Origin of the sequence: Streptomyces sp. rh34 (assembly GCF_002551245.1) — a bacterium.
Lineage (GTDB): Bacteria > Actinomycetota > Actinomycetes > Streptomycetales > Streptomycetaceae > Streptomyces.
In genome coordinates this window covers 19,209-43,842 of sequence record NZ_NTGZ01000029.1, presented here as the reverse complement: position 1 = coordinate 43,842, position 24,634 = coordinate 19,209, and the positions used below count along the sequence as shown (strand labels likewise).

Here is a 24,634-nt window from a genome sequence, read left to right as displayed (position 1 = left end):
CGTCCGGCCCGGGGCCGACTCGACCGACGGCCACCACCGGGCGCCGGCCACCGGAGCCGGACGGACAGGTCGGTCACCCACAACTCCCGGCCGGCGCCGGTCGCGCCCGCGCTCGGGACGGTCACCGGCGCGACCGCCGTCTCCGCCGATCATCCGGTGGAGCTCTCCGCGCCGACACCGGGCGGGGCCCTCGGCTCCGCCTACTCACTCGCCCCGGCCGGCAGCCGGACGGACAGTCAGTCCGCGCGCCCGGTCGGGCGAGGCAGGATCCGCGGCCTCCCGGCCGCAGCTCGAATCTCACCTTCGGAGCTGAATGATGAACGGAAGTACGGGGCAGAGAACCGGAGGACGCGGCCGTGTGCGGGCCGCTTCCGCCGCTCTCGGCCTGCTGGCCGGAGCCCTGACCGCGACCGCGGCCGGGACCTCTCCGGCGGCGGCACTGACACCACCGGTCGCCATCACCGCGGACGACCTCACCACCTGGCAGACCAACGGCATCGTCTGGTCGATGGCCGCCGGCGACGGCGTCGTCTACGCGGGCGGCACCTTCTCCACCCTGCGGCCCCCCACCGCCGCTCCCGGAACGGGCGAACAGCCCGCGGTGAACTTCGCCGCGTTCGACGCGGCGACCGGGGCGCCCACCGACTGCTCGCTGTCCTTCACCATCTCCTCGGGGACCGCCACGGTCCGGTCCCTCGCTCTCTCCCCGGACGGCGAAACCCTCTACGCGGGTGGCCGGTTCGGGGCGGTGAACGGTGTCGGCGTGAGCAACATCGCAGCGATCGACACCGAGTCCTGCACCGTCCGCAACACCTTCAAGATCGGGGTCTCGGCAACCGTGCGGGGGCTCGCCGTCACCGACGACACGGTCTATCTGGCGGGCGACTTCACCACGGTCGGCGGGCAGACCAGGAACCACTTCGCAGCCGTCACGACCGGAGCCTCACTGCTGCCCTTCACGGCCAACGCCGACGAGGTGGCCAGGGCCGTCGAGGTGACCCCGGACGGGCAGCACGTGCTGCTCGGCGGAGACTTCTTCCGCATCAACGGCACGACCACCCACGCCCTGGCCGTGGTCGACGCGACCACCGGACAACTCACGAATTCCTACCCGGGGTTCATTCACAACAACTCCACCGTGCAGGACATCACCACCGACGCGACCGGCTTCTACACCGGCAACGAGGGCACCGGCGGCGGGGTGTTCGACGGCCGGATCGCTCTGAACCTGGGCGACTTCCAGCAGCGCTGGCGGGACACCTGCCTGGGCGCGACCCAGGCGGTGCTGGTGCACTCGGGCGTGCTGTACAGCGGCAGCCACGCCCATGACTGTTCCAGCATGGGCGCCTTCCCCGACCAGTCGCGCAAGCATCTGCTGGCCCAGTCGGTCGACGACCCGAAGCTGCTCCCCTGGTTCCCGGACACCAACGACGGCATCGGCGAGCCGGTCGGACCGCGCGTGATGGCCCAAGCGAGCAGCGGCGGGGGCCACTACCTGTGGGTGGGCGGCGAGTTCACCACCGTCAACAGCAGGCCGCAGCAGGGGCTGACCCGGTTCGCGGACGGCCCGGACACGGGCACGCCCTGGGTGCCCAACGTCAGCCTGTCCACGCTGACCCCGGGGCGGATCGACGTGAACTGGCAGACCAGCTTCGACACCGACGACGGGGAGCTGACCTACCGGATCTACAAGGACGGCTCGAACACCCCGGTCCACACGACGACCGGCTACTCGGTCTTCTGGGACCGACCGCAGCTGACCTGGACGGACACCGACGTCGAGCCGGGCGAGACCCACTCGTACCGGATCACCGCGAGCGACGGCGTCAACACCAGCACCAAGTCCCCGGCCCAGTCCGCGACCGCGGCAAGCGCGACGGAGGCGTATCCGGCCCGGATCAGAGCCGACGGTGCGGGCCTCTACTGGCGCTACGACGAGGGCGCCTCCACGTTCGCCCACGACAGCAGCGACAACCTCAACAACGGCTTCCTGCGCAACGGCCCCGCCTACCGGCAGACCCCGGCGGCGGTCGCCGGGCCCTCGACGGCGATCGGCTTCAACGGCACCGATGAGTACGCGTACAGCAACCGGCAGCACGCCGCACCGGCCCGCTTCACGGTGGAGACCTGGATCAGGACCACCACCACCCGGGGCGGGAAGATCATCGGCTTCGGGAACAAGACGCAGCAGAACAGCACCCGTCAGGACAAGAACGTCTACATGCGCAACGACGGACGGCTCGTGTTCGGCGTCCAGAGCGGTGGGGCACGGACCGTCGCCACCCCGGCCTCCTACAACGACGGCCAGTGGCACCACGTCGTCGCCACCCAGGGCCCCCTGGGGCAGGGCATGGCGCTGTACGTCGACGGGCAGCTGCGCGCGTCGAACATCCTGGTCTCCAACAACGACGACCGCCCCGGCTACTGGCGGGTCGGCGGTGACAACCTGTCCGGCTGGCCGAACCGTCCGACCAGCAACTACTTCGCCGGGCAGATCGACGAGACCGCCGTCTACCCGACCGCGCTGAGCGCTTCGCAGGTCAGCGCGCACTACGCCCTGAGGAACGGCTGATCCGATGAGGAACCCGTTCCTGGCCGGCGCCGTCGTCGTCATGACGGCGGCGCTGGCCGCCTGCGGCTCGTCCGCCGACGGGAACGGTCCGGAGGCCGCGGGCGCCCAGCGTCCCGCGGCCTCCGGGCCCACCGTCCCCGGCCCGTCCGCCCCCACGCCCACCCCGCCCGCCACGCCCTCCGCCCCGGAGCCCGAGGAGCCGACAGCCGGCCCTTCCGCTCCCGCCACGGGCCCGAACACGCCGTCCGACGCGATCACCCCGGCCACCGGGACGTTCACGAAGAAGCAGAAGGAGTACCTGGAGGACCGGGTGCCGAAGGGCATGGACCCGGCCGCCGTGCTCCAGACCGGCCAGGAGACCTGCGACAAGCTCCGCTATCTGGTCAAGGCCGACCGGGACACCGCCGTCGGCGCCATCGCGACGGACGAGATCCCGGACGCGGCGGACGCGGTCGCCGGGCTCTGCCCCCGGCACCAGGACCTGGTGGACGAGGCGGCGTACGCCTATCCGGACGGCAGACACACCGGGAAGAAGCTGCGGCCGGGCGCCTACCGGTCCGCCTCCCCCACCGCGGCCTGCTCCTGGCAGATCACCGGGGCCGACGGCAGGGAACTGTCCTCGGGCTCCTCCGACACCGGCGTCTCCCGGAAGATCACGATCCCGAAGTCCGCGCGCACGTTCACCTCCACAGGCTGCTACGCCTGGCTGCCCGAAGGAGCCGAGGGATGACCGCAGGAACGCCGAAGCTGCCGATAGCCGTGGCGATCCCCACGAAGAACGAGGGCCTGAACATCGCGGAGGCGGTGAAATCGGTGCTCGGCCACTTCGAGGCGGTCGTGGTGGTGGACTCCCACAGCACCGACGACACCGTCAAGATCGCCGAGGAGTGCGGGGCCGAGGTGGTCACGTACACCTGGGACGGGGGCCACCCGCGCAAGAAGCAGTGGTGCCTGGAGAACGTCCGCACCGATCTGGACTGGATCCTGCTGCTCGACGGCGACGAACGGCTCAGCCCCGGGCTGCTGGCCGAACTGCGGGAGACCTTCCGGGACCCGGCGGCCCCGAAGCCGGCCGCGTACGACATACCGCTCGGCTACTGGTTCTCCGGGAAGCGGCTGCGCCACGGATACACCATCCGCAAGCGGTCGTTGACCGACCGGACCCGCTCCCACTACCCGGAGGTCGGGGACCTGGACGCGCCGGGCATCGGTGAGGTGGAGGGCCACTACCAACCGGTCGCTGCGAGCGTGGGCACACTCACCCAGCCCATCGAGCACCAGGACCTCGACCCGGTGACCGCCTGGTTCGAGCGGCACAACCGCTACTCGGACTGGGAGGCCTGGCTGGAGCACCACCCCGAGGTCAAGGAGCAGGTGCGCCAGGTCAAGTCGCGCCAGGGGCAGTTGTTCCACAAGGCGCCGTTCAAGCCGGTGGTGTCCTTCGCCTACATGTATCTCTACAAGCGGGGATTCCTGGACGGCCGCGCGGGCTTCGACTTCGCGCTGGCGATGAGCTTCTACCGCTGGCAGATCGCCCTCAAATCCAGGGAGCAGCCCCTACGTTGACGGGTACGGCTTCACCCGCGCCTCCGGCGGACCACGTCCTCGTAGGTCCGCCGGAGGGTGGCGGTGACGGCCTCGATGGTGAACTGCCCGTTCACCAGCTCCCAGGCGGCCTTGCCCGCCTGTTCGGCGGCCTCCGGCTCCAGCAGCTCCAGGATCGCGTCGGCGACCTTGCGGGCGTTGGCCGCGTCCTCGCCGACGCGGCTGTCGATGACCCGGCCCGAGCCCGCCCCCGCCACATCGGGGGCCTGTCCGCAGGTGCGGGTGATGATGACAGGGGTGCCGACCGACATCGCCTCCAGCACCGAGACCGGGAACGGCTCCTCGATCGCGGGCAGCACGTACACATCGGCCTCGCGGTCGGCGGCCAGGACGTCATCGTGTTCCAACGGACCCACATGGTCGAGGGAATCGGCCACGCCCAGCTTCCGCGCGAGGGCGAGGGTGCCGGACAGCGCGCCGGTGTCCGGCCCGGCCAGCACGAAGCGGGCGTCCGGGTGGCGGGCGAGGACGTACGGCATCGCGGCGACGAAGTCCTCGGGCCGCTTGCGCTCCTGGATCCGGGCGAGGAAGAGCACGGTGGGCGGGCGGCCGGGGTCGCGGGCAGGCTTGCGCTCCTGCGGGCGGACCCCGTTGACCAGCCGTACGGTGCGAGTGAGCGGGACGGGGGCGGCGACGGCGTTCACGTCGATCCGCTCCATCTCGGTGAGGTGCAGGACGGCATCGGCCTCACGGAGCACCTTGCGGACCCCGAGCAGGTCGGTGAGCTGGGCGACCTTCTTCTCGGTGGGGTCGATCATGCCGTGGGTCTGGACGACCAGGGGCGTCCGGGACGCGAGCGCGAGGAGCGCGGCGGGCAGGGTCACCAGGTCCCGCATCAGATGGACGTGTACGAGGTCGGCGCCGCGCATCATGCGGCGTGCGGTGCGCAGCAGCGCGGCGGAGGTGATGCCGCTGACCTCGAACATCGGGAGCAGGTGCCGCGCCTGGAAGAGATGGACCGGAACTCCCTCGACACTTCGGGGCAGTTCACCGTCGGGGAAACCGTCGCCGAGGGCCATGACGCGGGCGTCGTCCCCGGCGGCCCGCTGGACCCTGGACAGGTTGAAAGCCACCCGGGTCGGACCGCCGAAGGCGTGGTCCGGAGTGTGGAGCGTGACAACATGCAGGATTTTCACGAGAGTTCCCCTCAACCTCGGCCGACCGTTCACAGCCTAGTCATCACACCCCCTCAAGTGGGCTGATTCGTTAGAGTGTTCAGCGGTTCACTGATCGGGGGGCGCATGACGTCGGTGCACACGTCGGCGGCCACGCCGACCCGGGGGAAGCCCGCCGACGCGCCCGCGCGGCCGATCGCGTGGGCCATGCTGTCGCGGGCCCTGTCCGTGCCGCTGGTCCTGGGACTGGTGTGCTTTCTGCCGGCGGTGATCGCCGCCCAGCCCGGCAGCGGGGTCCGGGACACGGCGTACTGGCTCCAGCTGGTGCTGACCTGCTATGCGGGGGCCCGGCTGGCGACGATGATCCTCTCGACCCGGCGGCGGCTGCTCCAGGGCGTCTTCTGGATGTTCGTGTACATCGCGATGGGCGTGGCGCCGTTCGCCCAGGTGGTGATCGGGCAGACGCCGACGCCGATGGTGGGTCCGCGCCAGGACCTGGTGACCGCGATCGCGATGATCCTGGTGGGGTGTGCCGCCTACGACCTGGGTGCGCTGCTGGCATCGCGGCGGCCACTGCGGCGCCGGGCGCCCTCCGCACGGGGCCCGGGCGGGAGGAAGCCGGCCCTGGCGCATCCGCTGCGGCTGCGGCTGCTGGTGCTGCTGGCGTTCGCGGCGAGCGCGTTCTACGTACTGAAGCTGGGCGGGCCCGCGGTCTTCTTCTCCAGCCGGCAGGAGATCAACGAGACCGTCGCAGCGAGCGGGGTGGCGGCGGAGGGGTCCCAGGTGGGCTCGGCGTTCGTCAAGGGGTTCGGCCAGGTCCCGGCGCTGCTGGCGCTGCTGTTCTACACCCGCCGCCTGGCGACCTCCCACCGCGCCCGGCGCACCCCCTCGACGGTGCTGGTGTGGGTGGCGCTGGCGGCGCTGAACCTCGTGGTGAACAACCCGATCTCCAATGCCCGTTACTGGTTCCTGACGGTGCTGATGGCCTTCGTGTTCACCGCGTTCCCGAGCAGTGCGGCGTTCTACCGCACGGTGCTGACGGCGGGGGTGGTCGGGGCACTGGTGGTGTTCCCGTACGCGGACAGGTTCCGGTACGAGGAAGGGGGGCAGCGGGCCGTGCAGTCGGCCTCGGTCTTCGACCCGCTCGTGACCAAGGACTACGACCAGATGGTGATGTTCGCCAACACCATCTCGTGGGTCGACACCCGGGGTCACACCTATGGCCGTCAACTGGCGGGCACCGCGCTGTTCTTCGTGCCGCGCGCGGTGTGGAAGGGGAAGCCGGAGGACACCGGGGTCCGGGTCGGGCAGTGGATGGGGCTGCGGATGACCAACCTCTCGGCCCCGCTGTGGACGGAGTTCTGGGTCGATTTCGGCCCGGCCGGGATGGCGGGCGGTCTGGCGCTGATCGGCTACGCGGCGGCCCGCACCGACCGCCGGTACGCGCTCGCCGTCACCCGGGCGGGGCCCGGCGCCGGGAGCGTGCTGGCCATCGCCGCGCCGCTGATCGCCGGGTACACCTTCATCCTGCTGCGCGGCCCGCTGCTCCAGGCTGCGGGAAAGCTCGCCATAGCGGCCCTGTGCCTGGTGCTGATCACCACGTTCAGGGAGCGGAGGGCAGGGCGTCGGCGCTGACCGGCTCCACGGGCGTCGGTCCCCGGCGGCGCAGCCGGGCCACTGCGGTCCAGGTCGCGGCCGCCTTGCAGAGCGACCCCAGGGCCAGCCCCCAGGCGGCTCCCGGGACGCCCCCGATGCCGTAGCCGCCCGCGAGGAACGCCACGGCGGTGAGCGAGAAGACGACCTGGATGCCGAGCGTGGTGCGCGGGTCGAGCATGCGCAGGGCGAGCAGCCCGCAGGTGCCGACGGCCATCGCCGCGTACTGGCTTCCCGTGGCGGGGAGCAGGGCGGCGGCCGTGGGCCAGGTGTCGCCGAGCAGTTCGCGTCCGGCGCGCTCGGGCAGCAGGACGAGCACGGTGGCCCAGAGCCCGGCGGTCGCCGCGAGGACGGCGGCGAGGGCGGCGGTGGCCCGGACCCGGCGGCGCTCCTCGCCGATGCGGCCGAGCAGCGGGGGCCCGAAGGAAGTGGCCGAGGTGTAGAGCACGTTGAGCGGTCCGAAGAGGGTGGTCGCCCCGCGCAGCGCGCCGACGAGGAGCGGGTTGCCGACCGCGCCGAGGCCGAGCACGGACAGCTGACCGGTCGCGTTGCCCACGCCGAACTCGACGGTGAAGCGCTGCCCGAGATGGCCGCGCCGCAGCATCGGGCGCAGCCGCAGCGGGGCCCGCGCCGTGACCCGGTGGAGGAGGGCGGCGGACACGAGCAGGGCGGGCAGGGCGGAGAGGCCCCAGACGGCGATCAGGCGCGCGGGGGACGCGCCGTAGTCCTGTACCGCGAGCGCCCCCAGCACGCAGGCCAGCCGCACCAGGTCTGCCGTGAGGGCCAGCTGGGGCCGCTGGAGAGTGGAGAAGGCGTACCGTCCGGCGTCCTGCCCCAGCACCACGGGGAGCACGAGGCCGAGCATCAGCAGCGCGCGGGCGGTGTCGCCGGGGACGAGGACGCAGACGGCCGCGAGCGGCGCGCCGAGGGCGGCCGAGGCGAGGACGGTGAAGGCGACGGCGGACCGGCAGGCGGACCGGGTCTCCTCCCCCGTGCCGCGCCTGAGGACGAGGGGCTGCCCGGTGTACGCGCCCGAGACGCCGAGGAGCACCGTGAAGACCAGATACACCGCGGAGAAGCGGGCGAAGTCGGTGAGGGTGGAGAGCCGGGCGGCGGCGAGAAGCACCAGGATGTTGGTGAGCGCCGCCACTCCTTGGTCCGCGACCGAGCAGAGGACGGCGGTGCGGGCTCTCACCGGCGGGAGGCCGGCAGGGTGAAGGTTCGCAGACCGAGAGTGTCGGCGGGATCGCCGGTGATCCCGGGAGTGTCCGGCTCGGCGGTGGGGGCGAGCCCACCGCCACCGCCCCGTCGTCGGGGCGGCTTCGGCCCTCGCCGCGCGCGGCGCAGCCGGCCCCGGCCCGGGTGGAGCAACGCGCCGAGCACGGAGCCTCCGGAGGCTCCGATGATCTCGCGGATGCGCTCCAGGTCGCTGCGGTGCACCTCGCGCGGGTCGCAGACGATCATCACGCCCTCCACCCGGTCGACCAGGGCGACCGCGTCCGCGTAGGACAGGACGGGCGGGGCGAGGACGATGACGACGTTGCCGGTCCTCTCGGCCTCGGCGACGATGCGGCCGACGGGCGGGGAGGTCAGGGCGCGCGGGACGTTGTCGACGGTGGCCCCGGGCACCAGGGCGAAGGCCCCGGACCCGGGCACGTCCACATGGGTGCGGCGGCCGGTGGGCCAGCCACCGCCGCCCTCCTCGGCGACCCAGCGCGGCGGGCGCACCTCGTGGGCGGCGGAGCCCAGGACGCGGGCGAGCGAGGGGGTGCGCAGGTCGGCCTCGACGAGCAGGACGTCACGGCCCATCTCGGCGAAGGCGGCGGCCAGGTTGGCGGCAGCGGCGGCGGCCGCCGTGCTGTCGCCGCGCGGGGCGGTGACCAGCAGGCGGCGGCTCTCGGCGAACGACGGGTCGTAGGCGAGCCGGAAGGCGACGGCGCGGTACTCCTCGGCCAGCCGGGAGGTGCCGCGCCCGATGGCGAGCAGGCTGCCCGCGGCGGCGCGTTCCCGGGGCAGGGTGCCGAGCAGGGGTGCGCCGAGCGAGTGGACCAGCTCGCGGGTGGAGCGTACGGCGGGGTCGAAGACGAGGCGCACCCAGGAGAGCAGCAGCCCCAGCGCGAGACCGACGACGCCGCCGAGCCCGAGGAGCAGGGGCAGTCCGGGGCCGGTGGGCGACGTGGGGGCGACCGGCTTCTTGTTGAGGTAGCCGGGGGTGGTGTCCAGGGCCTTCAGCTCGGAGATCTTCCGGCTCAGCTCGGAGATGGCGACGATGATGTTGGCGCGGGCGCTGCTGACGTCGTCCTCCGCGCCCGCCCCCGCCTGGTCCTCCAGCAGGTCGCGCTTCTCCTCCAGCGGACGGAGCTGGGCCCGGTAGCCGTCGGACATGTTCTGGATGCTCTCCTCGGTGCGCGCCTTGCGGTGGGCCAGATAGGCCCCGGCGAGGGCTTCGGCGCGGGCGCGGGCCTGCTCGGGGGTGGCGGCCGTGTAGGAGAAGCGGAGGGTGAGGGTGTTGGGCGGATTGGTGACCTGGAGGCCGGTGAGCAGCTTGCGGGCGGGGACGTCGTCGCCCGCCTTGACCAGGGTCCCGGCGGCCAGGGTGCCCACCGTGTCGCTGACGGCGGTCTGGCGCTCGGAGCCGATGTTGATGCCCTTGTCCGCGGTGGACCCGGCGGCGAAGGGGTCGGAGATCGCGGAGCGGACGAGTACCTCGCCGGTGGCGGTGTAGGCGTCCTCGCCGCCGAGGGCGAGATAGCCGCCGCCGAGCAGACCGACGACGACTCCGCAGGCCAGCAGGGAACGGTAGCGCAGGAGTTGGCGGAACTGGTCGCGCAGGAGCGCCGGCTCGTCCTGGTCGTCCTGGTCGTCCGGGGCGCGGTGATGTGGCGTCATCGGCGAAGGCTCCCTTGTGCGTCCGGCAGGACCTCGGCGAGCAGGGCGTCGAACCGGGCGAGGCCCGCCTCCCGGCTCAGGTGGCGGGCGACGTAGCGCGGGCCCTCGGCCCCGAGGGTCTCGGCGGCGGCCGGATCGGCGGCCAGCTTCCGCAACGCTGCGAGCAGGGCGGCCGGGTCCTCGGGAGCGACGAGGACCCCGGCCCCCGAGCGGCGGACCTCGTCTGCGGTGCCGCCCTCGTCGGCGACGGAGGCGATCACGGGGCGTCCGGAGGTGAAGTAGGAGGTGAGCTTGGAGGGGACGCTCATGTCGAGGACCGAGGCGCGCTGGGTGACCGCGAGGACGTCGGCGGCGGCGAGCACGTCCGTGAACTCCTCGGCCCGCGCGGGCTCCAGGAACTCGACGTTGGGCAGCCCGTCGGCGCGGGCGCGCAGGGCGTCGCGCTGGTTGCCGTCGCCCATCAGGACGATCCGGATGTCGGGGGCGAGGCGGGCGGTGTCCACCAGGACGTCCAGTCCCTGCTTGAGGCCCATGTTGCCGGAGTGCAGGACGACCGGGGTGTCCTCGGGCCAGCCGAGCCGGGCGCGGGTCGCGCCCCGGTCGGCGGAGGGCCCCCGCACATGGGTCCAGTTGGGGACGAGGCGGATGCGGCCGGGGTCGACGCCGAGCGCGGTGACGCCGGGGACGAAGCTCTCGTGGATGACGCCGACAAGGGCGGCCCCGCGCAGCGCGTACCGCTCGGCGGCGGCGGCGACGGTGGCGGCCCTGCCTCCGCCCCGGATACCGCTCTGCGCGGCGGCGGCGCCCATCAGGTCCTGGACGACGGGGAGGTGGGGGACGCCGTGGCGCCGGGCGAGCCGGGCTCCGATGACGCCGCCGGCGAGGCTGGGCATCTGGGAGATCACGGCGTCGGGGCGTCCGGGCGGCGGGGCGAACAGTCCGGTCGCGAGCACGCTCGCCTCGAACGCGGCACGTTTGAGCGCTGTCTGACGGTGCGGCACGTAGTGGCGGCGCCGGTGCACGCCGACGCCGCCGCGTATCTCCACGGTCCGCCAGACGCCCCGGTACCCCTCCTCCAGTCGCCAGGAGGGGTAGTGCGGCATGCCGGTGAGCGCCCGGACCCGGGCTCCGGACGCGGCCCAGTGCTCCGCCAGTTGGGTGGCGTACGGGCCTATGCCCGTGAGCTCCGGCGCGTAGTTGGTCGAAACCACCAGAAGTCTGCGGCCTCGCGGCGGGCCGGGCCTTGACGCTTCGAACATCGGACGATCGCCTTCCCCCACGACAACCGCTGTCCCCACCGGGGGACAGCCCCTGTCGAGCTTATCCGTTCACGGCTTGCACAAGTGTTCTTCACAGTAAGGTCGTTGGAACATCACCGGATCACGTTCACCGTGGGGGGAGAGATACGGATGGTGCAGCACAGGGTGGGTTACGCACCCGGGGTGTACGACCTGTTCCACGTCGGGCACCTCAACATCCTGCGGCACGCCCGCAGTCAGTGCGACTACCTGGTCGCGGGGGTCGTGTCGGACGAGATGGCCGCCCTCGCCAAGGGCCACACACCGATGATCCCACTCCGCGAACGACTGGAGATCGTCCGCAGTGTCCGATTCGTGGACGCCGCGTTCGTGGAGACCGTGCCGGACAAGGTCGAGACCTGGCAGCAGGTCCGGTTCGACGTGATCTTCAAGGGAGACGACTGGCGGGGCACGGAGAAGGGGGAGAAGCTGGAACGCGACTTCGCCGAAGTGGGCGTGGAGGTCGTCTACTTCCCCTACACCGTGCATACGTCCAGCACCCAGCTGCGCCGGGTGCTGGACGTGCTCGTCAGCCGGTCCGGAGCACTTTCAGCTCCCTGAACCACTTGGCGAGGAAAGCCACCAGGAACAGCGTGTGCACCACCGCGAGCACGGCGTACCCGGCGCGGAAGGCCCCGGGTGCGCCGAGCAGCAGGAACACCAGGCAGAACACCCCGTAGTCGGCGGGCAGCAGCGCCACGGCCCGCACCCGCGAGACGTTCGACGCCGAAGCCGGCACCGCCCAGGACGGGCCCCGGGCACTCGCCGCCGCCTTGCCGAGCTGTTCGCGCAGCAGCCCCGCGCAGAAGGTCACCACCGCCGCCAGCTGGAACCCCAGGGGAAGCAACAGCCATGCCTGCGAAGGCAGTTCGCCGAAGCGGTAGAAGGAGATCAGGACGGCGGTGTGGACGAGCAGCAGCTTGCCGCAGTCCACGACATGGTCCAGCCACTCCCCGTCGGGGCCTCCCCGGCCGGTGAGCCGGGCGAGCTGCCCGTCGGCGGAGTCGAAGGCGAAGCCGACCGCGAGGGCCGCCCAGACCAGGACGCCGAGCGTCCAGGACGGCTCGACGAGCGCGACCGCCGCGAGCGCGCCGTAGGTGAACAGCGCACTGGTCAGGGTGACCTGGTTGGGTGTCATGTCCGCCCGGTACGCTCCGGCCGCGAGCATCCGCCCGGCGGGCCGGTTCACGTACCGCGAGTAGAGCGAGACACCCTTGGCGCTCTTCTGTGCGCCGCGCAATTCGCGCAGCACTGTGCCCGTGCTTCCCATACGCCCCCCAGCGTCCGGCATTGCCCGCATCATGGCATGCGGACACCGGCCCGCGGGCGCTTTGACGGGGACAGGGCGGTGAGGAGATTCAGACGCGTTCCAGCGGGCGGTGCGGGCCCGCGGGGAGTTCGGCGGCGATCGTGTCGCCGGGGCGGATCACACCGCCCCAGCGGACCACGCTCATGACACCGGCCTTGCGCACGACCGCGCCCGTAGCGTCCCGGCCGACGACCTGCTTCAGCAGCCCTTCCTGAAAGGCCTCGATCTGGAGGCAGGGGTTGCGCAGGCCGGTGACCTCGACGACCGCGTCGTCGCCGATCCTCAGCAGCGTGCCGGTGGGGAGGCCCAGCAGGTCGATGCCCCGGGTGGTGAGGTTCTCGCCCAGCTCTCCGGGAGCCACGGTGAAACCGGCGTCGGCCAGCTCCGTGAACAGCTCCTCGTGGATCAGGTGGACCTGCCGCAGATTGGGCTGGGTGGGGTCCTGCGCGACCCGGGAGCGGTGCTTGACCCGCTCGCCCGCGTGGGCGTCCCCCTCGACCCCGAGTCCGGCGAGCAGCGTCACGCTGTCCCGGCTCACCTTGCCGAACGTGTGCCCGCCGCTGCTGCTGACCGTCGTGACCGTTCCGTACGTCATGGCTCCCTGCCCCCGCTCGACATGCGCGATGCGCGATCTCTTGCGACCCTACGCCCGGCGGGTACCACGCCCCGGTCCGGGTCCGGCGGTCACCTGCCGTCGGTGAGCTGCTCGTCGAGTTCGTCGAAGAGCAGATCGCCGTGTTCGACCTGGCCGGTGCGGTACGCGGAACGGGCCACCAGGTGCGAGGCCACCGGGCCGGTGAGCATCTGGAAGAAGGCGATGAGGCCGAGGGTGGCGAGTTCCATGCCGCCGCGCAGCCGTAGCGCGACCCCGGCCAGGACCAGGATCATGCCGAGGGTCTGCGGCTTGGTCGCCGCGTGGCTGCGGGAGAGGACGTCCGGGAGGCGGATCATGCCGATCACCCCGAGCAGACAGATCGCGGCGCCGACGAGGAGCAGTGCGGCGCCGGCCGTGTCGGCGATCTGGTGCCAGACGCTCATCGCGGGCCCTCCTCGGTGTCGTCGGAGCGCGGGGGGCGGGGCCGGTCGCGTACGGCGATGAAGCGGGCGATGCCCACCGAGCCGGTGAACCCGAGGAACGCCAGGACCAGCATGATCGGGAAGTAGAACGGATCCCGGGCGAACGCCGATTTGGCGGCGAGCCCGGCGATGATCAGGGCGGCGCAGACGTCCAGCGAGATCGCCCGGTCCAGCATGGAGGGGCCCCGCCAGATCCGGGCCAGCAGCAGGGCCCCGGCGAGGAGGATCAGGACGACGGCGGCGGTCAGCAGGATGCGGTCGACCTGTTCGGGCGCGGTCATGGTGCGGGCCTCCCTGCGGCGAGCTGGGGCGGTGGCGGGGGTTCGGCGACCCGGGCGATCTCGTCGGGGGTGCCGAAGGCCCGTACGGTCAGTTCCTCGATCCGCCACACCTGGCGCCGGGCGGCTTCGAGCTCCTCGGGCCGGTCGGCGTCCAGGACGTGCAGGAAGACGGTGGCGGTGGCCCGGCGCACCTCGATGATGGAGCCGCCCGGGACGTTGGAGACGGCGACGGCGGTGGCCGCGAGCATCAGGTCGCTGCGGCAGCGCAGGGGCACCCCGATCACGGCGGCCCGGTGCGGCAGGCCCAAGAAGGTCTGCCGGGTGACCTTCACCCCGGAGGTGTACATGTCGCAGAAGAGGTAGCCGACCAGCCGCAGGATGCCCCAGAGGTGGAGCCGCAGTCCGAGGTCGACCCGGGGCAGCGGGAAGGCGAGGCAGACGGCGACCGAGACGACCAGGCCGGTGAGGACGTTGGCCCAGGTGAGGGTGGACCAGAGCAGGACCCAGATGACGGTGAGCCAGGCGATCAGCGGCAGGTCCAGCACGCGGCGGCGGGTGCCGAACTCGCAGCTCAGCGGCGGCAGATCGGCGTTGCGGAACGAGAGCCGCAGGATGCGTTTCACCGGCCCAGCACCTCCTGGACGTAAGGGGTCCGCCGGAGGATCTCGGCGGCCGTGCGGTCGGTGAAGGCGGTGAGCGGGCCGGCGAACACCGTGAAGGCGAGACCGATCGCGATGGTCGCCGCGGTGGCCGCGGTCATCGGGTGGGGCAGTCGGCTGGTGGTGATGACGGCCCGTCCGTGCAGGGTCGCGGCTACGGCCTGTCCTGCCGGGCGGTGGGCCGGTGCGATGCCCTCGTCACCGGTGCCGCGGATCCGGTCGGGGCCCGCGTCCGGGTCGTCGTCGCTGTCGTCGCCGGACTCCAGGACCGTTCCGGCGGCGGCCTGGCCGGGTGGGGCGGCGCGCCAGAAGGCCAGGTTCCAGACCTTGGCGACCACGTACAGCGTCAGCAGGCTGGTGGCGGCCGAGCCCGCGACCAGCAGCCAGGCCCAGCCGCCGCCGTCGGCGACGCCGGCGCGCATCAGGCCGAGCTTGCCGATGAAGCCGGACAGCGGGGGGATCCCGGCAAGGTTCATCGCGGGGACGAAGAACAGCACGGCGAGCATCGGCGCGGCCCTGGCCAGACCGCCGAGCCGGGTCAACTCCGTGGTGCCGCCCCGGCGTTCGATGAGCCCGGCCACGAGGAACAGGGTCGTCTGGACGGTGATGTGGTGGGCGACGTACACGATGGCCCCGCCGTACGCCTCGCGGGTGGCGAGGCCGATCCCGAAGACCATGTAGCCGATGTGGCTGATCAGGGTGAAGGAGAGCAGCCGCTTCAGGTCGGTCTGGGCGACCGCGCCGAGGATGCCGATGACCATCGAGGCCAGTGCGATGGCCATCAGGAGGTCGCCGAGACGGTTGCCGGGGAAGAGCAGGGTCTCGGTGCGCAGCATGCAGTAGACGCCGACCTTGGTGAGCAGTCCGGCGAAGACGGCGGTCACGGGGGCCGGGGCGGTCGGGTAGGAGTCGGGGAGCCAGGCGGCGAGCGGGAAGACGGCCGCCTTGATCGCGAAGACGGTCAGCAGCAGCGCCTGGATCAGGGTCTGTACGCCGATGGGGAGGTCGGCCAGGCGCCCCGCGAGCTGGGCGAAGTTCGCGGTGCCGGTCGCCGCGTACGTCATGGCGATGGCGGTGAGGAAGAGCATCGAGGAGAACAGCGAGATGATCACGTAGGTGGAGCCCGCCCGCATCCGGGGTCCGGTGCCGCCGAGGGTGAGCAGGACGAAGCTGGCGACCAGCATGATCTCGAAGCCGACGTAGAGGTTGACGAGGTCGCCGGCGAGGAAGGTGCAGGACACCCCGGCGACGAGGATCAGATAGGCGGGGTGGAAGACGGCGAGCGGGGTCTCCTTGTCCCGGTCGGTCATGCCCTGGCCGAGGGAGTAGACGAGCACGCAGAGCGTGACGGCCGAGGAGACGGTGAGCATCAGCCCGGACAGCCGGTCGGCGACCAGGGTGATGCCGAGCGGCGGGGCGAAGTCGCCGAGGTGGACGGAGAGCGGGCCCTGCCGGTCCGCGGCGATCATGAGGATCACCGAGAGCGCGAGTACGGCGGTCAGCACGGCGACGCTGATGAAGCGCTGGAAGCGCCCCAGGCGGGTGCCGAAGGCGAGGCTGAGGCCGGTGGCGCACAGGGGCAGCAGCACCGGCAGCGGGACGAGCGCGTTCATCCGTCGGCTCCTCGGTCGCGGGGGTAGCGGTCGTCCGCCTTGGCGTCGCCGTCGCGTGCGTAGTCCTCCGGGTCCGCGCCCAGCACGTCGTTCCACAGGTTGCCGGAGGCGTCGCGGCCCCGGGCCTGGCGGGCGCGGTCGGCGCGGAGCCGGTCGCGGAGCCGGCGGCGCTCCTCCCGGTAGCGTTCGCGCTCCTCGGCGGTGGGCTCGGCCCCCGACCGGAACTCCTCGCGCAACTGGGCGCGCTCGCCGAGGACTTCGGCGCGCAACACGACGCGGCGGTCCTCCAGGTCGTCGTGGACCTCGTCGGTGCCGGTGATCTGGTGGCTGCGGTAGGCCATGGCCAGCAGGAAGGCGGTGGTGGCCAGGGTGATGACGATGGCGGTCAGCGCGATGGCCTGGGGCAGCGGGTCGGTGATCCGGCTCAGGGACACCCCGTAGAGCAGGGGCGCCGCTCCGGCCCGGCCGGTGGAGGAGAGGACCAGCAGGTTGATGCCGTTGCCGAGGATGACGGCGCCGAGCAGGATGCGGGTCAGCGGGCGGGTGAGCATGAGGATGCCGCCGACGGCGCAGAGCACGACGGCGGTGGCGAGGAGCGAGGCGCTGACGATCATCGGGGGGACCCTCCCGCCTCGGGGCCGCCTTCGGGGGTGAGGACGCCCGCCGCCCGTTCGATCTGCCGGTCGATCTTGGCGCCGAGGGCCCGCACGATGTCCAGGACGACGCCGAGGACCAGCAGGTAGACGCCGAAGTCGAAGAGGACCGAGGTGCTCAGGTGGTATTCGCCGAAGACCGGCAGCTCTCCGTAGTACGTGAAGGCGTGCAGGACGGTGCCGTCGGCGAGTCCGAGGAGGCCCACGCCGGTGGAGATGAAGAGGCCGAGTCCGGTGAAGAGTCCTGGTTGCAGGGGGGCGGCCTCGGCGAGTTCGAAGCGGCCGCCCGCCAGGTAGCGGGTGATCAGGGCGAGTCCGGCGACGAGTCCGGCGACGAACCCGCCGCCGGGCAGGGACTCGGCGCAGAACAGCAGATAGACCGAGAGCACGAGGATCGGGTGGAACAGCAGCCGGGCCACCACTTCGAAGACGATCGAGCGGTGCTCGGGGGCGAGGGTGGCTCCGGCGGCCAGCCAGCCGCGTTCGGGGGCCGCGTCGTCGCCCTGCGGCAGTCTGGAGGCGTGGTGCGCCGAGAGGGACCAGGCGGTACGGCCCCGCAACTCCTCCTGGACCATGGTGCCCTCGCTGCGGCGGTGCAGGTAGATGAGGCTGGTGACGCCGATCGCGGCGGCGGCGAGCACGGCGGACTCCCCCATCGTGTCCCAGGCACGCAGGTCGACGAGGATGGTGGCCACGACGTCCTTGAGCCCGTGGTCGGCGACCTCCCTGACCATGGCGGCGCCCGCCGGTTCGGCGGTGCGCGCGGCGGCGGCGACCCACATCCCGACGCCGACGGTGGCGGCCGCCGCGAGAGCCATCGGGACACGGGTGGCCCGCCGCCAGGTGCTGACGGTCTCGTGGAAGTGGACGGGCATCCGGCGCAGCACCAGCACGAAGACGATCATCGAGACGGTCTCGACGCAGAACTGGGTGAGCGCCAGGTCGGGTGCTCCCTGGACGACGAAGAGCAGCGCGGTGCCGTATCCGGTGAGGCCGGCCAGGACGACGGCTTTCATACGCCGTCGCACCGTCAGGCACAGCAGGGCGGCGGCACAGGTGAGGGCGGCGACCGCGCCCTGGAGCGGGTTGTCCCAGAGCCGGGGTCGCACCGCCCCGTCCCAGGGGGTGTCGACCATGAGGACGGCGAGCTGTCCGCCGAGCATGACGAGCAGGGTGGTGGCCAGGTACACGGAGAGGGAGCCGCGCTGGATGAAGCCGGTGACCTGGAGGGCGAGACGTTCCTGCCCGAGCAGCAGATGGCCGAAGACGCTGTCGGCGGTGGGCCAGGCGATCCGGCGGGAGAGCCGGGTGACGCGTGCGCGGCCGAGGAAGAGCACGGCGCCCACGGCCCAGGCGAGGGCCGACAGGAGCAGGGCGGGGCCGAGTCCGTGCCAGAGGGCGAGGTGGTACGGCTTCGCCTCGGCCGGGAACGTGTCGGCGTACGCGCCCAGCAGCCGGTCGGTCCAGCCGACGCCGGGGCCGAGGGCCAGGCCGAGGACGGCGAGCAGGGCGGGCGGGGCGAGGAAGAGCCACCCGACGCGGTGGACGGGGGTGTCGGGGACGCCGGGTTTGCGGGCGAACGCGCCCCAGACGAAGCGCAGGGTGTACGCGGTGGTGAGCGCGGAGCCCGCGACGACGACGGCCAGCGCCCACCGGTCGGCGGCGGAGCCGTGCAGCAGCGCCTCGAACGCGGCCTCCTTCGCGGCGAAGCCGAGCAGCGGCGGAAGGGCGGCCATGGAGGCGGCGGCGAGCACGGCGACGCCGGCGACGTACGGCAGGGAGCGGCCGACCCCGGACAGTTCGCGCAGGTCGCGGGTGCCGGCGGCGTGGTCGACGATGCCGGTGACGAGGAAGAGCGGGGCCTTGAAGAGGGCGTGTCCGAGGATCATCGCGGCGGCGGCGAGCGCCGCGTCGCGGTTGCCGGTCCCGGCGAGCAGGGTGAGGAAGCCGAGCTGGCTGACGGTCCCGTAGGCGAGGACGAGCTTGAGGTCGTTCAGGCGCAGCGCCCGCCAGCCGCCGAGCAGCATGGTCGCGCCGCCGAGGACGAGCACGACGGGTTTCCAGACGGGGACGTCGGCGAAGGCGGGGGCGAGCCGGGCGACCAGGTAGACGCCGGCCTTGACCATGGCGGCGGCGTGCAGATAGGCGCTGACGGGGGTCGGCGCGGCCATGGCGTTCGGCAGCCACATGGAGAACGGCCAGATCGCGGACTTCGACAGGGCCCCGCACAGCACGAGGACGACGGCGACGGACACGGCGAGGGTCGTCTCGGGCGGGTCGGCGACGATCGCGGAGATCCGGTAGGTGCCGGCGGCCTGACCGAGGATCAGGAAGCCGACGAGCATGGCGAGGCCGCCGAACGTGGTGACGACGAGGGCCTGGAGGGCGGAGCGGCGGCTGTGCCGGTGTTCGCTGCCGTGGCCGATCAGCAGGTAGGAGAAGACCGTGGTCAGTTCCCAGAACACATAGAGCGTGATCAGGTCGTCGGCGAGGACGAGGGCGAGCATCGCGCCCGCGAAGGCGAGGAGGTTCCCGGCGAAGCGGCCCAGCTGCGGGGTGTCGTCGGTGAAGTAGGAGGCGCAGTAGAGCAGGACGAGCGCGCCGACCCCGGCGGCGAGCAGCACCATCAGTTCGGCCAGCGCGTCCAGGCGCAGGTCGAGGGCGACGCCGTAGTCGGGGATCCACTGCCAGGACCAGGTGTCCGCGCCTCCGGACGCGGCGGTGCTCCAGCGGGTGAGGGCCCAGACGGTGGCCGCCGCCGGGGGCAGGGCCAGCACGACGAAGGCCCGTCGGCCGAGCCGGTGCACCAGCGGGCCCGCACAGGCAGCCAGGGCGAAGTGGGCGACGATGAGCGCGATCACAGACGGGTGTCCGGTGTAGGCGACGGAGCATCCGGAATAAAAGGCACTAGATACAGATATATCCCTCAGGCTGATTCACTCGACCGGCGCGCCGCGCGCCTATCGGCCGCTGTCTCCGGGAGGGGCGCCTCAGCCGTGTCCGGCGCAGGGTCCGCTGTGGTCGCAGTACGGCGCGTTGCCGGTGGCGCCGCAGCCGCAGAGCATCACCCGGGTCTCGTGGCGCGGCCCGTAGGGGGTGGCGACTTCGAGATCCCCGCGTACGTGCAGCACCCCGTCGGCGCCCAGGGAGACATGGGTGGGAACATCCGGGACCTCGTCGGGCATCCCGTCGGTGCGGTGGTACTGGAGCGCGCCGCTCGGGCAGCGGTGGATGACGTCGGCGACCTCGTCGGCGGGGGCGCTGTCCGGCTGGATCCACGGGCGGCGGCCGACGTCGAAGACGGCGGGGAGCCCGCGCACGCACTCGGCCGCGTGCAGGCAGCGGTGCGCGTCGAAGCCGACGACGATGCCCTCGCCGTCGTAGGAGCGGGCGGCGGGGCGCGGGGGCGGCTGGCTGGTCACCGCTGGCTCTCCTGGTCGGCTCGGCATCCTGGCTCCTTCAGCCTCGCCCCGCCGTCGCCTCGCCGCTACTCGGACGCCGCCCTCACGGCAGGACCGCGACCCCGTCGATCTCGACCATCGCCTGCTCGTCCCAGAGCCGGGCCACCCCGATGACGGCCATCGCCGGGTAGTCGCGCCCCGCGAGCCTGCGCCAGATCCGGCCCAGTTCGGGGGCGTGGGAGCGGTAGTCGGCGATGTCGGTGGCGTAGACGGTGACCCGGGCGAGGTCGGCGGGGGCGCCGCCGGCCGCGTGGAGAGCGGTGAGCAGATTGCCCAGCGCCACGGCGAACTGGTCGGGCAGGGTGTCCCCCACGACCTTGCCGTCCGGGTCGAGTGCGGTCTGCCCGGCGAGGAAGACCAGGTGGCCGCCGGTGGCGACGACCGCGTGGCTGAAGCCGGTGGGCGGGGAGAGTTCGGCCGGGTTGATCCGGTGGGACGGACTCATGCGGGCGGCTCCTGGGTGAGGCCCGCGGGCTCCACGGGCTCCTGGGCGGCGGGCTGCTGGGCGGCGGGCTGCTGGGCGGCGGGCTCGGACCGCTGGGCGCCGTTCGCGTACAGCTCCTTGGCGATGATGGTGCGCTGCACCTCGCTCGCGCCCTCGTAGATCCGCGGCGCGCGGACCTCGCGGTAGAGGTGTTCGAGCAGATGGCCCCGGCGCAGGGCTCGGGCGCCGTGCAGTTGGACGGCGGCGTCGACGACGTACTGCGCGGTCTCGGTGGCGTACAGCTTGGCGATCGCCGCCCGGCGCGGCACTCCGCTCTCCCCCGCGTCGTACGCGGCGGCCGCCGCGTACACCAGGAGCCGGGCGGCCTCGGTGCGGGTGGCCATCTCGGCGACCTGGTGCGCGACGGCCTGAAGGCGGCTCAGCGGGCCGCCGAACGCGGTGCGCCGGGCCGTGTGCTCCAGCGTCGAGTCCAGGGCGGCACGGGCCATCCCGACGGCGAAGGCCCCGACACTGGGCCGGAAGAGGTTGAGGGTGTTCATGGCGACGCCGAAGCCCCGGTCGGGCTCGCCGAGCACATCGTCGGCGGTGACCGGTACGCCGTCGAACTCCAGGGTGCCGATGGGGTGCGGGGAGAGCATGTCGAGCGGGGAGCCGGTGAGCCCGGGGCGGTCGGACGGGACCAGGAACGCGGTGATGCCGCGGGATCCGGCGCCGGGGGTCGTGCGGGCGAAGACCACGGCGAAATCGGCCTCGGGGGCGTTGGAGATCCAGCACTTCTCGCCGGTGAGCGCCCAGCCGGCCGGGGTGTGCTCGGCGGCCAGGCCCAGGGCCGCCGCGTCGGAGCCCGCACCCGGCTCGCTCAGGGCGAACGCCGCGACGGCCCGCCCTGCCCGGACCTCGGGGAGCCAGCGCTCGCGGTGGGCGGGGGTGCCCGCCTGGACGATCGGGGTGGTGCCGAGCCCCTGGAGGGCGAGGGCGGTCTCGGCCTCGGTGCAGCCCCGGGCCAGGGACTCGCGCAGCAGGCACAGGTCCAGCGCCCCGGAGCCCAGCATCCGGCCGAGGAGGCCCAGCTCGCCGAGAGCGGCCAGCAGCGGGCGGTTGACGCGCCCGGGCTCTCCCTTCTCCGCCAGCGGGCGCAGCTCCTGTGCGGCGAGGGTGCGCAGCTCTTCGCACCAGGCGGTTTGTTCCGGTTCGAGGGAGAATGCCGTCATGGCGGCGCCTCTCTTGTCGCGTCGTGTCGCGTGCCCTGTCGCGTCGCGTGACATCTCGTCGCATCGCATCGCACGTCATGTCTTATCGCGGACCGTTGACTACCGTCACCCAAACGATACGCTCCAAAGGCGACAAGGGGGCGATCCTTCATGGAGCCGAATTCCTCGCCGAACACGCCCACAGCCGCCGCCGACGCGTCCGTACGCGTCCCCGGCGCGCATCCCGAGCCGTCCGGGCCCGCCGCGGGCGCCCACACCGACACCTTCACGCGCGACCACCTCCCACCGCCGGAGCAGTGGCCGGAGCTCCTCCTGGAGGCCCCCGCGCCGCGCTACCCCGACCGGCTGAACTGCGGGCACGAACTGCTGGACCGCACCGTCGAGGTACGGGGCGCCGACCGCCCGGCGCTGCGCTCCGGCGACGGAAGCGTCTGGAGCTACGGCGAGCTGCGGGAGACGGTGGACCGCATCGCCCATGTGCTGACGGAGGACCTGGGCGTCGTGCCGGGCAACCGGGTACTGCTGCGCGGGCCGACGACTCCCTGGCTGGCCGCCTGCTGGCTCGCCGTCATGAAGGCGGGCGCGGTCGCCGTCACCGTACTGGCGCAGGCGCGCGCGGCGGAGCTGGCCACCATCTGCTCACTGGCGCGGATCAGCCACGCGCTGTGCGACGCCCGTTCGGTACGGGATCTGGCCGAGGCGGACGTGGACGGCCTGCGGACCACCCTGTTTGGCGAGGACGCGCCCGGGGACCTGACCCGGCTGGCCGCGTCCAGGACCGGGCCGTACCGCGCGGTGGACACGGCCGCCGACGAAGTCGCGCTCATCGCGTTCACCTCGGGGACCACCGGCCGCCCCAAGGGCTGCATGCATCTGCACCGGGACCTCCTGGCCATCGCCGACACCTTCTCCCGGCACGTGCTGCGCCCCTCGGCCGACGACGTGTTCGCGGGCAGTCCACCGCTGGGCTTCACGTTCGGCCTGGGCGGGCTGCTGGTCTTCCCGCTGCGGGCCGGGGCCTCGACGCTGCTGCTGGAGCAGGCGGGCCCACGGCAGCTGCTGCCCGCCCTGGTCCGGCACCGGGTCTCGGTGCTGTTCACCGCGCCGACGGCCTACCGCACGATGCTCGGGCAGCTGGACGGCCACGACCTCTCGGCGCTGCGACGCTGCGTGTCGGCCGGGGAGAACCTCCCGGCGGCGACCTGGCGGGCCTGGTACGAGGCGACGGGCTTGCGCGTCATCAACGGCATCGGGGCCACCGAACTGCTCCACATCTTCATCTCCGCCGCCGACGACGCGATCCGGCCGGGCACGACGGGGGTGCCCGTGCCGGGCTGGCAGGCCCGCGTGGTGGACGAGCGCGGGGACGAACTGCCCGACGGCGAGGCGGGGCTGCTGGCCGTGCGCGGCCCGGTCGGCTGCCGCTATCTCTCCGACCCGCGGCAGACGGAGTACGTCCAGAACGGCTGGAACATGACCGGCGACACCTTCGTCCGCGAACCGGACGGCTACTTCCGCTACGTGGCCCGCGCCGACGACATGATCATCTCCTCCGGTTACAACATCGCGGGCCCCGAGGTGGAGGACGCCCTGCTGCGCCATCCGGAGGTCGCGGAGGCCGCCGTGGTGGGCCGGGCGGACGAACTGCGCGGCGAGGTCGTGGTGGCGCACGTGGTGCTGCGGGAGGGCTCGGAGCAGACCGCGGACTCACTGCGCGCCCATATGAAGGCCAATCTGGCGCCGCACAAGTGCCCGCGGGTCTTCGTCTTCCGGGAGTCCCTGCCACGTACGGCCACCGGCAAACTCCAGCGGTTCCTGCTACGGGACCAGCACCCCTAGAGTGATCACGTGGCCGAGTTGCGCACCCCCCGTTCCCTGATCGTCACGCTCTACGGCGCCTACGGCCGCCCGCCGGACGGCGCCCCGTTCGCGGTGTCGGAGCTGATCCGTCTGCTGCACGCCGTCGGCGTCGACGCCCCCTCCGTACGCTCCTGCGTCTCGCGGCTGAAGCGGCGCGGGCTCCTGGTGGCCGCCCGTGCGGCCGACGGCTCGGCGGGGTACGCGCTGTCGCCGGACGCCCGGCAACTGCTGGACGACGGGGACCGGAGGATCTACGGGCGGCCCGCACCGCGACTTTCCGACGGCTGGGTGCTCGCGGTGTTCTCCGTGCCCGAGGCGGAGCGCAGCAAGCGCCATCTGCTGCGCTCCCGGCTGGCCCGGCTGGGCTTCGGCACGGCCGCGCCCGGGGTGTGGATCGCGCCGGCCGGCCTGTACGAGGAGACCCGGCACACCTTGGAGCGGCTCGGACTCACCCCGTACGTGGACCTGTTCCGCGGCGAGCACCTCGGTTTCGCCGCCACCCGCGAGGCGGTGGCCCGCTGGTGGGACCTGGCGGCGGTGGCGCGCCTGCACCACGAGTTCCTGGAACTGCACGAGCCGGTGCTGCGGGACTGGGAGACGTCCGGGGACACCGATGGCGCAGCCCGCCCGCAGACCGCCTACCGGGACTATCTGCTGGCCCTGGACTCGTGGCGTCAACTCCCGTACGCGGACCCGGGTCTGCCGTCGGAACTGCTGCCCGGGGACTGGCCGGGCGGCCGGTCGGCGGAGGTGTTCGGCCGGCTGCACGAGCGGCTGCGCGACGCCGGGGAGCGCTATGTGCGGCCGTGACCCCCGCCGGGGGTGAAATCCAGATGCCCCGGACCCCTGCCCGCGGGCAGGATGAGGCATGGCCTGGACCTCCACGCGGACAGGCTGCTGTTGAGGAGGAGCCCGTGACGGCGGAGCCCGTGA

Annotated in this window: 22 protein-coding genes; 7 read left to right on the top strand and 15 right to left on the bottom strand. The window is 72.7% G+C overall.

The window, feature by feature from the left end; all coding sequences use genetic code 11:
- Positions 1-313 precede the first annotated feature (313 nt).
- Genes CR470_RS08990 through CR470_RS08980 form a run of 3 tightly spaced genes read left to right on the top strand, consistent with a single transcriptional unit; the run spans position 314 to position 4,138 of the window.
- Positions 314-2,572 carry a LamG domain-containing protein gene (locus CR470_RS08990; protein ID WP_097867038.1) on the top strand — a complete coding sequence of 753 codons (2,259 nt, stop codon included), beginning with the start codon at positions 314-316 and terminating at the stop codon, positions 2,570-2,572.
- Positions 2,573-2,576: 4 nt separating this feature from the next.
- Positions 2,577-3,302 (top strand): hypothetical protein, encoded by a 726-nt coding sequence (locus CR470_RS08985; RefSeq protein ID WP_097867037.1) that lies wholly within the window; start codon positions 2,577-2,579, stop codon positions 3,300-3,302.
- Positions 3,299-4,138, top strand: a complete 840-nt coding sequence (locus CR470_RS08980) for a glycosyltransferase family 2 protein (RefSeq protein WP_097867036.1) — start codon at positions 3,299-3,301, stop codon at positions 4,136-4,138. The genes CR470_RS08985 and CR470_RS08980 overlap by 4 nt, the downstream gene beginning before the upstream one ends.
- 11 nt (positions 4,139-4,149) lie before the next feature.
- Here the strand turns inward: CR470_RS08980 and CR470_RS08975 are convergent, their stop codons facing one another.
- Entirely contained in the window at positions 4,150-5,313 is a 1,164-nt protein-coding gene (locus CR470_RS08975; protein WP_097867035.1) for a glycosyltransferase, read from the bottom strand.
- 105 nt (positions 5,314-5,418) lie between these two features.
- Between CR470_RS08975 and CR470_RS08970 the strand changes: the two genes are divergently transcribed.
- On the top strand, positions 5,419-6,927 hold the full coding sequence (locus CR470_RS08970) for a hypothetical protein (RefSeq protein WP_097867034.1): 1,509 nt from the start codon (positions 5,419-5,421) through the stop codon (positions 6,925-6,927).
- On the opposite strand, the gene CR470_RS08965 is transcribed toward CR470_RS08970, so the two are convergent.
- From CR470_RS08965 to CR470_RS08955, 3 genes are read right to left on the bottom strand one after another with little or no spacing between them, the layout of a single operon-like run.
- On the bottom strand, positions 6,896-8,140 hold the full coding sequence (locus CR470_RS08965) for a hypothetical protein (protein ID WP_097867033.1): 1,245 nt from the start codon (positions 8,138-8,140) through the stop codon (positions 6,896-6,898). The two genes, CR470_RS08970 and CR470_RS08965, sit on opposite strands and share 32 nt — an antisense overlap.
- Complete coding sequence (locus CR470_RS08960) at positions 8,137-9,834, bottom strand: lipopolysaccharide biosynthesis protein (RefSeq protein ID WP_097867032.1); 1,698 nt, start codon at positions 9,832-9,834, stop codon at positions 8,137-8,139. The genes CR470_RS08965 and CR470_RS08960 overlap by 4 nt, the downstream gene beginning before the upstream one ends.
- Positions 9,831-11,093 (bottom strand): glycosyltransferase, encoded by a 1,263-nt coding sequence (locus CR470_RS08955; protein WP_097867031.1) that lies wholly within the window; start codon positions 11,091-11,093, stop codon positions 9,831-9,833. Before CR470_RS08955 ends, CR470_RS08960 begins: the two co-directional genes overlap by 4 nt.
- A 150-nt stretch (positions 11,094-11,243) precedes the next feature.
- Here CR470_RS08955 and CR470_RS08950 point away from each other — a divergent pair, with 150 nt between their 5' ends.
- On the top strand, positions 11,244-11,693 hold the full coding sequence (locus CR470_RS08950; RefSeq protein ID WP_097867030.1) for an adenylyltransferase/cytidyltransferase family protein: 450 nt from the start codon (positions 11,244-11,246) through the stop codon (positions 11,691-11,693).
- Here CR470_RS08950 and CR470_RS08945 read toward each other — a convergent pair.
- From CR470_RS08945 to CR470_RS08895, 11 genes are all read right to left on the bottom strand, one after another.
- Positions 11,662-12,402: a CDP-alcohol phosphatidyltransferase family protein gene (locus CR470_RS08945; protein ID WP_097867029.1), complete on the bottom strand. Its 741-nt coding sequence runs from the start codon at positions 12,400-12,402 to the stop codon at positions 11,662-11,664. The genes CR470_RS08950 and CR470_RS08945 overlap by 32 nt on opposite strands.
- Before the next feature lie 88 nt (positions 12,403-12,490).
- Positions 12,491-13,036 carry an MOSC domain-containing protein gene (locus CR470_RS08940; RefSeq protein WP_097867028.1) on the bottom strand — a complete coding sequence of 182 codons (546 nt, stop codon included), beginning with the start codon at positions 13,034-13,036 and terminating at the stop codon, positions 12,491-12,493.
- An 89-nt stretch (positions 13,037-13,125) separates the two neighbouring features.
- Positions 13,126-13,479 carry a monovalent cation/H(+) antiporter subunit G gene (mnhG, locus tag CR470_RS08935; RefSeq protein ID WP_097867027.1) on the bottom strand — a complete coding sequence of 118 codons (354 nt, stop codon included), beginning with the start codon at positions 13,477-13,479 and terminating at the stop codon, positions 13,126-13,128.
- Positions 13,476-13,799 carry a monovalent cation/H+ antiporter complex subunit F gene (locus tag CR470_RS08930; RefSeq protein ID WP_097867026.1) on the bottom strand — a complete coding sequence of 108 codons (324 nt, stop codon included), beginning with the start codon at positions 13,797-13,799 and terminating at the stop codon, positions 13,476-13,478. Before CR470_RS08930 ends, mnhG begins: the two co-directional genes overlap by 4 nt.
- Entirely contained in the window at positions 13,796-14,422 is a 627-nt protein-coding gene (locus tag CR470_RS08925; protein ID WP_097867025.1) for a Na+/H+ antiporter subunit E, read from the bottom strand. The genes CR470_RS08930 and CR470_RS08925 overlap by 4 nt, the downstream gene beginning before the upstream one ends.
- On the bottom strand, positions 14,419-16,071 hold the full coding sequence (locus tag CR470_RS08920; protein WP_097867024.1) for a Na+/H+ antiporter subunit D: 1,653 nt from the start codon (positions 16,069-16,071) through the stop codon (positions 14,419-14,421). The genes CR470_RS08925 and CR470_RS08920 overlap by 4 nt, the downstream gene beginning before the upstream one ends.
- Complete coding sequence (locus CR470_RS08915) at positions 16,068-16,685, bottom strand: Na(+)/H(+) antiporter subunit C (protein ID WP_097867023.1); 618 nt, start codon at positions 16,683-16,685, stop codon at positions 16,068-16,070. The genes CR470_RS08920 and CR470_RS08915 overlap by 4 nt, the downstream gene beginning before the upstream one ends.
- Positions 16,682-19,585, bottom strand: a complete 2,904-nt coding sequence (locus CR470_RS08910) for a Na+/H+ antiporter subunit A (RefSeq protein ID WP_097867022.1) — start codon at positions 19,583-19,585, stop codon at positions 16,682-16,684. Before CR470_RS08910 ends, CR470_RS08915 begins: the two co-directional genes overlap by 4 nt.
- A 129-nt stretch (positions 19,586-19,714) precedes the next feature.
- Positions 19,715-20,173, bottom strand: coding sequence for a (4Fe-4S)-binding protein (locus CR470_RS08905; protein ID WP_179892188.1), 459 nt, complete (start codon positions 20,171-20,173; stop codon positions 19,715-19,717).
- A 55-nt stretch (positions 20,174-20,228) separates the two neighbouring features.
- On the bottom strand, positions 20,229-20,630 hold the full coding sequence (locus CR470_RS08900; protein ID WP_097867020.1) for a RidA family protein: 402 nt from the start codon (positions 20,628-20,630) through the stop codon (positions 20,229-20,231).
- Complete coding sequence (locus CR470_RS08895; RefSeq protein ID WP_097867019.1) at positions 20,627-21,841, bottom strand: acyl-CoA dehydrogenase family protein; 1,215 nt, start codon at positions 21,839-21,841, stop codon at positions 20,627-20,629. The genes CR470_RS08900 and CR470_RS08895 overlap by 4 nt, the downstream gene beginning before the upstream one ends.
- Before the next feature lie 150 nt (positions 21,842-21,991).
- Here CR470_RS08895 and CR470_RS08890 point away from each other — a divergent pair, with 150 nt between their 5' ends.
- Positions 21,992-23,680 carry an AMP-binding protein gene (locus tag CR470_RS08890; protein ID WP_097867018.1) on the top strand — a complete coding sequence of 563 codons (1,689 nt, stop codon included), beginning with the start codon at positions 21,992-21,994 and terminating at the stop codon, positions 23,678-23,680.
- A gap of 9 nt (positions 23,681-23,689) precedes the next feature.
- Positions 23,690-24,511, top strand: coding sequence for a PaaX family transcriptional regulator (locus CR470_RS08885; protein WP_097867017.1), 822 nt, complete (start codon positions 23,690-23,692; stop codon positions 24,509-24,511).
- The last annotated feature ends 123 nt before the right edge of the window (positions 24,512-24,634 follow it).

What these genes read in the sequence shown, in the direction of transcription:
- CR470_RS08920 (WP_097867024.1), bottom strand. Translation starts at nt 16,071, where the DNA reads ATGAACGCGCTCGTCCCGCTGCCGGTGCTGCTGCCCCTGTGCGCCACC.
- CR470_RS08960 (WP_097867032.1), bottom strand. Translation starts at nt 9,834, where the DNA reads ATGACGCCACATCACCGCGCCCCGGACGACCAGGACGACCAGGACGAG.
- CR470_RS08950 (WP_097867030.1), top strand. Translation starts at nt 11,244, where the DNA reads ATGGTGCAGCACAGGGTGGGTTACGCACCCGGGGTGTACGACCTGTTC.
- CR470_RS08915 (WP_097867023.1), bottom strand. Translation starts at nt 16,685, where the DNA reads ATGATCGTCAGCGCCTCGCTCCTCGCCACCGCCGTCGTGCTCTGCGCC.
- CR470_RS08980 (WP_097867036.1), top strand. Translation starts at nt 3,299, where the DNA reads ATGACCGCAGGAACGCCGAAGCTGCCGATAGCCGTGGCGATCCCCACG.
- CR470_RS08955 (WP_097867031.1), bottom strand. Translation starts at nt 11,093, where the DNA reads ATGTTCGAAGCGTCAAGGCCCGGCCCGCCGCGAGGCCGCAGACTTCTG.
- CR470_RS08900 (WP_097867020.1), bottom strand. Translation starts at nt 20,630, where the DNA reads ATGAGTCCGTCCCACCGGATCAACCCGGCCGAACTCTCCCCGCCCACC.
- CR470_RS08940 (WP_097867028.1), bottom strand. Translation starts at nt 13,036, where the DNA reads ATGACGTACGGAACGGTCACGACGGTCAGCAGCAGCGGCGGGCACACG.
- CR470_RS08990 (WP_097867038.1), top strand. Translation starts at nt 314, where the DNA reads ATGATGAACGGAAGTACGGGGCAGAGAACCGGAGGACGCGGCCGTGTG.
- mnhG (WP_097867027.1), bottom strand. Translation starts at nt 13,479, where the DNA reads ATGAGCGTCTGGCACCAGATCGCCGACACGGCCGGCGCCGCACTGCTC.
- CR470_RS08890 (WP_097867018.1), top strand. Translation starts at nt 21,992, where the DNA reads ATGGAGCCGAATTCCTCGCCGAACACGCCCACAGCCGCCGCCGACGCG.
- CR470_RS08905 (WP_179892188.1), bottom strand. Translation starts at nt 20,173, where the DNA reads ATGCCGAGCCGACCAGGAGAGCCAGCGGTGACCAGCCAGCCGCCCCCG.
- CR470_RS08985 (WP_097867037.1), top strand. Translation starts at nt 2,577, where the DNA reads ATGAGGAACCCGTTCCTGGCCGGCGCCGTCGTCGTCATGACGGCGGCG.
- CR470_RS08970 (WP_097867034.1), top strand. Translation starts at nt 5,419, where the DNA reads ATGACGTCGGTGCACACGTCGGCGGCCACGCCGACCCGGGGGAAGCCC.
- CR470_RS08930 (WP_097867026.1), bottom strand. Translation starts at nt 13,799, where the DNA reads ATGACCGCGCCCGAACAGGTCGACCGCATCCTGCTGACCGCCGCCGTC.
- CR470_RS08945 (WP_097867029.1), bottom strand. Translation starts at nt 12,402, where the DNA reads ATGGGAAGCACGGGCACAGTGCTGCGCGAATTGCGCGGCGCACAGAAG.
- CR470_RS08895 (WP_097867019.1), bottom strand. Translation starts at nt 21,841, where the DNA reads ATGACGGCATTCTCCCTCGAACCGGAACAAACCGCCTGGTGCGAAGAG.